The sequence below is a fragment of the Endozoicomonas ascidiicola genome (assembly GCF_001646945.1).
GTDB lineage: Bacteria > Pseudomonadota > Gammaproteobacteria > Pseudomonadales > Endozoicomonadaceae > Endozoicomonas > Endozoicomonas ascidiicola.
In genome coordinates, this window is record NZ_LUTV01000001.1 from 983161 (window position 1) to 987509 (window position 4349).

General features: G+C 45.3%; 5 protein-coding genes. 3 read left to right on the forward strand and 2 right to left on the reverse strand.

Annotated features, from left to right (window positions below):
* Positions 1 to 806: 806 nt before the first annotated feature.
* Positions 807 to 1196, reverse strand: coding sequence for a ribosome-associated heat shock protein Hsp15 (gene hslR / locus AKL11_RS04010; protein ID WP_067515282.1), 390 nt, complete (start codon positions 1194 to 1196; stop codon positions 807 to 809).
* 34 nt (positions 1197 to 1230) lie between these two features.
* Entirely contained in the window at positions 1231 to 1893 is a 663-nt protein-coding gene (yrfG, locus tag AKL11_RS04015; RefSeq protein ID WP_067515283.1) for a GMP/IMP nucleotidase, read from the reverse strand.
* A gap of 150 nt (positions 1894 to 2043) precedes the next feature.
* On the opposite strand from yrfG, the gene AKL11_RS04020 reads away from it, so the two are divergent.
* The 3 genes from AKL11_RS04020 to cysQ are packed head-to-tail and all read left to right on the forward strand — an operon-like array spanning position 2044 to position 4169.
* Entirely contained in the window at positions 2044 to 2706 is a 663-nt protein-coding gene (locus AKL11_RS04020; protein WP_157673395.1) for a hypothetical protein, read from the forward strand.
* 33 nt (positions 2707 to 2739) lie between these two features.
* Complete coding sequence (gene nudE, locus AKL11_RS04025) at positions 2740 to 3342, forward strand: ADP compounds hydrolase NudE (protein ID WP_067515285.1); 603 nt, start codon at positions 2740 to 2742, stop codon at positions 3340 to 3342.
* Entirely contained in the window at positions 3339 to 4169 is an 831-nt protein-coding gene (cysQ, locus tag AKL11_RS04030) for a 3'(2'),5'-bisphosphate nucleotidase CysQ (protein ID WP_067515286.1), read from the forward strand. Before nudE ends, cysQ begins: the two co-directional genes overlap by 4 nt.
* The last annotated feature ends 180 nt before the right edge of the window (positions 4170 to 4349 follow it).

A 4349-nucleotide genomic window follows, 5' to 3' on the forward strand; every position in this document is an offset into this window, starting at 1 on the left:
TATCATCTCGAACACAATTACGGGCACGGAAAGCAGCACCTGGCGACCAATCTGGCCAGCCTGACGTTCACCGCTTTCCTCATCAACCAGATAGAGCAGTTGGCTTGCAAGTTTTTCCAACAGGCTCTTGAAGCAAAGAAGTCCAAAAAGGCACTATGGCATGCGATTCGTGGCTTGTTTGACTGGTTTATCATCGATAACTGKAATGATTTATTCACAGCAATTATTGAAGGCAGGAGTGTTAGTTTGAAACATTTGGTTGTTGATACCACATAGTGGCACTCAAGATAGTCCTGTTTAACCTGTGTTTAGAACTTGCGGATATTGTTGCTCATTAGTCAGCGTGACTTCGTTCGTCCTGAATAAATGGCGGTTTGAATTACCAATTAATTTGAGCATTAATAAGCTGTCAGCGGGAATTGCTGATCAATCGTGGTGTTGATAAGTGGATGGGGTAGATTTGAGTGTTTTAGTGGTAAATAAGTACTCAACCATACGAAACCATATTTTCTGGCTCAGTGATCAGCCACTCTCGGCAACTTGCTCCTGCGTTGCTTTTATGCCCTTGGGTGCTACCTCCTGCATCCATGCAGTCGTGCGGCGTTACATCTACGATCACATAGCTACTACCCACAGCACAGGGCATAAAGGCTATGCCTACTCCGATGTGCCTTGCACAGTAACTAACCACTAAGCCAGAACTATTCGATTTCATATGATCGGGTATTTAAGGGGAACCGCTTTTAGAGGCTGTTGCAAAAGGCAGTGAGCGTAGAGAAGACCTTTTGCGACAGCTTCTTTGGTTATTAGTAATCAGCTTTGTGTTTAAGGATTTCCCGGCGCTGCTTCTTATCAGGTCGATGATCGGGCCTTGGCATGGCGCCACGAAGGGATTTTCGGTTTTCTGCCGCTTCTTCCCTTGCCTTAATGCTTTCCGCGGTTTCTGTATAAAGCTGCTGAGCCAGTTCTGCTTTTTGACGCTTGTCACTTAGTGCTGCAACGAGGACGATTCGTTCATCCCAGCCTGTACGAAGCTTTACCACATCGCCAACCTTGGGTTCTTTACCGGGTTTGCATCGCTGGCCATTCAAGTGAACTTTGCCGCCATCAATGGCTTCTTTGGCGATACTGCGAGTTTTATAAAAACGGGCAGCCCATAGCCATTTATCAAGTCGAATCTTGTCGTTGTTACTCATAAAAACTACTTAGCTTTAAAGTGGAGCATTTGTGTTAGACAGTTTCTGGCGCCAAAAGATCCCTGAAGTCGGTAACTGCATTATAAGAGCCGGTATCCCACTTACCTTGTTTACTGTCAGGATGGCTGATAGCCAATAGTTGAGCAATACCATAGGTTTTTGCAGAATCCAGAATACTGACATTGTCATCTATGAATAAAGCTCGTTCTTTATTCAGGTTGATATCCGCATCTAATGCCTGCCAGAAGGCTTGATTTTCTTTTGGATAACCATAGTCGTGAGAGCTGATAAGTTTATCAAAGTAGTGAGACATCGGCAGGTATTCTAGTTTCAGGGATAGACTTCCCCTATGGGCATTGGTGATCATGATCACCTGCTTGCCATGGTCTTTGATGTTCTGGAGAAATGCTTCTGCATGAGGTCTGAATGAGATGAGATGCGTCACTTCACGCTTCATTGCCATAATATCCAGATCCAGCTCTTTAGCCCAGTGATCAAGGCAGTACCACTGTAGCTTACCGTAAATGTCCGTGAAGCGGGGTTCCAGATCTATTTTTGCCTTTTCCAGCGTGATGCCCTGTTTTTCAGCGTATCGTTGTGGGACGAACTCCTGCCAGAAGTAATTATCAAAATGCAGGTCAAGCAGTGTACCGTCCATATCAAGCAGCACGGTATCAATGGTATTCCAGTCAATCATTGTCTGGATTCTCCTGAGAGTTATATGAGCAGTTATAACGCCAGCAGAGCTCTGCTGGACTAGGCTCTATGCTGTCAGGCATAACTGGCTTTGAAGCCATTATGAGTCGCTGGCTCGACCTACTTTTCATCAACGCAGGGCGTGTAGATCATGAAGTTGTTATCTGTGACGCTGAGAGTGTGCTCATTGGTACTTGCAGCGCTATGTTTTAACGTGGCAGCAAGTCATCAAGACCCGTTACTAATATCAGAAATAGACGCCAGTCGGCAACTGGCAGGAAAAGTCATCGTCGGTGCTGCTACTGATACGACAGTTGAAAACGAAGAGGAAGTGCTACAGAAGCTGGCGCAGGAGATTCTGGTTGCTGTCAGGGATCAGAACTATACGAAAATGGCTTCATATTATACAGCTGAGGCGCTGGCAGACTTTAAATACAGTTTTCTTGTTGGTAGTAAATCAAGATTATTAAGGAGAGCTTTGCCAGATAGCGTTGATCAGTTGAAAAATCTTGCGCCTTTAGATTTTATGAGCACAGTCATGAGGCAAGTTGTGGATAAACTGATCGCTGCCCTTGGAATGCCCATGAGTATTTTGCATCCGGAAATTATCCGTGTTGAGATTTGGAATGAAGGCAAGGAGGGAGTGGTTACCTACTCAGATATGAACTCTGCAATGGGTAAGCTGGAAACTGTCGTCGAAGAAACCGAAGTGTATGTTAAGATCGATGGTCAGTGGCGTCCGCTTATCTATTTCTTTTCGGATATCATAGAAGAAATGCTGAATCTGATTCTTCTGACGGAATCGTTTGGATAACTCCCTGTTCAGATCCATGACCTTCAGGTAAATATGACAGAAAAAACGCTCTGTAAACAGAAACCGCTGATTCGCTCCCGACGCGAGCTCGCACGCACCAAATTGTTTTCGATCGAGGCGCTGGATATTCAGTTCTCCAATGGCGAAGAGCGTATTTATGAGCGTTTAGGAGAGTTTAATACCGGCCATCGTGGCGTCATGGTAGTGCCATTATTAGACGATGGTCGTTTTATGATGATTCAGGAATATGCGGCCGGTACTGAAGATTATCAGCTAACACTGCCCAAAGGACTGGTTGAGCCAGGGGAAACTCTCGAAGCCGGCGCAAACCGTGAGTTAATGGAAGAAATCGGTTTTGGTGCCAGAGCGTGGTTTGATATGGGGGAGTTGACGCTTTCCCCAAACTATATGAAACGGAAAATCCACCTGTTTGTCGCTCAGAACTTGTATGAAAATAAGCTTGAAGGTGATGAGCCAGAACCACTTGAAGTGGAAACGTTTACGTTTGATGAGTTAATGACTCTGTGTCAGAGGTCAGACTTAACGGAAGCCAGAGTGATTGCAGCACTGTTTCTTGTGCGTGAAAAGTTGAGAATGGGCGGCTTTTCTGATGATCAGGAGAGCAAAGTAAAATGACCGTCTTTTCCGTTGAATCTCTTATTCCAGATCTTTTAGCCATCGCCAGAAAGGCGGGTGATGAAATAATGGCTATCTACCACCTTGAAGATCAGGGTATTAAAACCAAATCTGATTCTACGCCGGTGACTAAAGCGGATTTAGCCGCTAATGCTGTGATTATTAAGGGGCTTGAATCACTCCCGGTAAATTACCCAATTTTATCTGAAGAGTCTGAACATAAAGACTGGGCTATTCGTCAACAGTGGCAGCGTTATTGGCTGGTGGATCCCCTTGATGGCACGAAAGAGTTTATCAGCCGAAACGGGCAGTTTACGGTGAATATTGCCTTGATTGACCAGCACTATCCGATGCTTGGCATTGTTTATGTACCCTGTATGGATACTGTTTATTATGGTGGTAAGGGGCTGGGTTCATGGAAGCAAGAGGGGGCTTCAGCGGCCGTTGCTATTTCCCCAAGAAAGTTTGAGCCAGAGATTGACGTGGTAGTACTTGGCAGTCGCAGTTATGGATCGGAAAGAGCCCAGCAGTATATAAAAGGGCTTCAAGCGATGCATCCGAACCTGGAACTTAAGAAAATGGGAAGCTCGTTAAAAAGTTGCGCGGTGGCAGAAGGTAGTGCGGATATGTACCCACGGTTGGGCCCTACCTCTGAATGGGATACAGGGGCAGCTCAAGCTGTTGTTGAAGGCGCTGGCGGTATTTTTCTGGATTATGAGGGAATGCGTTTCAGTTACAACCAGAAAGAAAGTCTGATTAATTCAGACTTTCTGGTAATGGGTGACAGGCATATAGAGTGGGCGGGGTTTTGGCCACCTAAGGTGTGATCGTTACCACTTCTACGTTTTTACCCAGCCACTCCCGATGAATATACGACACAATCCATTATCAGAAAATTGTCGTAAGCACTATTTGATAGAACAATGAGACACCTACAGACATTTCTGCAGTATGGAAATGATTGTCACCCTGATCAAACCTGGCTGTTTCGTAAATCACGATGAATC

Coding starts and splice junctions, on each gene's coding strand:
- hslR (WP_067515282.1), bottom strand. CDS start 1,196: ATGAGTAACAACGACAAGATTCGACTTGATAAATGGCTATGGGCTGCC.
- yrfG (WP_067515283.1), bottom strand. CDS start 1,893: ATGATTGACTGGAATACCATTGATACCGTGCTGCTTGATATGGACGGT.
- AKL11_RS04020 (WP_157673395.1), top strand. CDS start 2,044: ATGAAGTTGTTATCTGTGACGCTGAGAGTGTGCTCATTGGTACTTGCA.
- nudE (WP_067515285.1), top strand. CDS start 2,740: ATGACAGAAAAAACGCTCTGTAAACAGAAACCGCTGATTCGCTCCCGA.
- cysQ (WP_067515286.1), top strand. CDS start 3,339: ATGACCGTCTTTTCCGTTGAATCTCTTATTCCAGATCTTTTAGCCATC.